The sequence below is a fragment of the Brachybacterium sp. p3-SID957 genome (genome assembly GCF_025144775.1).
Classification (GTDB): domain Bacteria; phylum Actinomycetota; class Actinomycetes; order Actinomycetales; family Dermabacteraceae; genus Brachybacterium; species Brachybacterium epidermidis.
The window spans coordinates 1-1,647 of record NZ_JALXKT010000115.1; the positions used below are offsets into that span (position 1 = coordinate 1).

The 1,647-nt window shown below is 65.3% G+C and carries 1 protein-coding gene; it reads left to right on the forward strand.

Annotated elements, in window-relative coordinates:
- Positions 1 to 95 precede the first annotated feature (95 nt).
- On the forward strand, positions 96 to 1,631 hold the full coding sequence (locus M3B01_RS14510; RefSeq protein ID WP_259793249.1) for an IS1634 family transposase: 1,536 nt from the start codon (positions 96 to 98) through the stop codon (positions 1,629 to 1,631).
- The last annotated feature ends 16 nt before the right edge of the window (positions 1,632 to 1,647 follow it).

The window sequence follows — 1,647 nt, forward strand, 5'->3', positions numbered from 1 at the left end:
ACCTGACTTGGACCTCTCTGGGGTATCGACGCGGGTTTTGGGTGTATCGGTGCTGGTGAGCGCTTCGCGCCTGCCTGGAGTGACACACTAAGCGGGTGGTGTTCCTGCGGAAGGTGAGGACGGCGTCGGGGGCGACGGCTGTGCAGATTGCTGAGCGGCGGAACCGTCGGGATGTGGTCCTGGAGCATCTCGGGTCGGCTCATACCGAAGCCGAGCTCGCCGGCCTGATGGAGGCGGGTCGGGAGAAGATCAACGCTGGTCAGGGCGTCCTCGACCTGGGGACAGCAACGTCGACGAGCCCCGCGACGATCACGTCGAAGCAGTCCCGGCTGCTGCTGGAGACGCTGCAGTCCGCGTGGGCGGCGCTGGGGTTCACGGCGATCGGTGATGAGGCATTCTTCCAGCTCGTCGCCGCACGCCTGATCGAGCCGACCTCGATGAGCGACTCCGCCAGAGTGCTGGCGGAGGTCGGGATCGACCCGGTGCATCGCTCGACGATGAAGCGCTGCCTGGCCCGGATCGCCACGAACGACTACCGCGGCCAGATCGCGACGAGGTGCTTCGAGCATGCCGCGACCAGCGGCGACATCTCGCTGGTGCTCTACGACGTTACGACGCTCTATTTCGAGGCGGAGAACGAGGATGCGCTGAGGAAGGTCGGCTACTCGAAGGAACGCCGCGTGGATCCGCAGATCGTGGTCGGCCTGCTCGTGGACCGGGGCGGGTTCCCGCTGGAGATCGGCTGCTTCGAGGGGAACCATGCTGAGACCCGCACGATCGTCCCGATCATCCGCCAGTTCCAGGCCCGGAACGACCTGGCTGACATGGTCGTGGTCGCGGACGCCGGGATGCTCTCGGCGGCCAACCTGCGCGAGCTCGACGAAGCGGACCTGAAGTTCATCGTCGGTTCACGACAGACGAAAGCCCCGGGTGACCTGGCCAATCACTTCCATTGGAACGGGGACGCGTTCACGGACGGGCAGCTGATCGACACCATCACGCCCCGCCACGGGAACACGAAACCCTCCACGACGAAGCGCCGCAAGGAGCCGGTCTGGGACGCAGAGGAGCATCCCGGCTATTGGCGTGCCATCTGGAGCTATCGCACCAAGCGTGCCACCCGCGACAATCACACCCTCACCGCGCAGGAGAACCGGGCCCGAGCCGTGATCGACGGGGACGCGTCGGTGAAGTCGACCAGATTCGTGAAGACCACCGCGAGCGGCCGATCCCTCGATACGGCCTCGCTCGAGCGGGCACGAAGTCTGGTCGGGCTGAAGGGCTACGTCACGAACATTCCTGCCGCCACGATGCCGGCGGCGGAGGTGGTCTCCAGCTATCACGACCTCTGGCATGTCGAGCAGTCATTCCGGATGAGCAAGACAGACCTGCAGGCCAGGCCCATGTTCCACCGCACCCGTGACGCGATCGAAGCCCACCTCACCATCGTGTTCACGGCCCTGGCGATCGCCAGACACCTCCAAGCAGCGACCGGGTTCAGCATCCGCCGGATCATCCGGACACTCCGTCCCCTCCAGGACGTCACTATCACCATCGCCGGGCAAAAGATCACCGCGAGCCCCGAACTCACCGACGACGCCCGACACGTCCTTCAGCGAGTGACACACTAAAGAGGTCCAAGTCAGG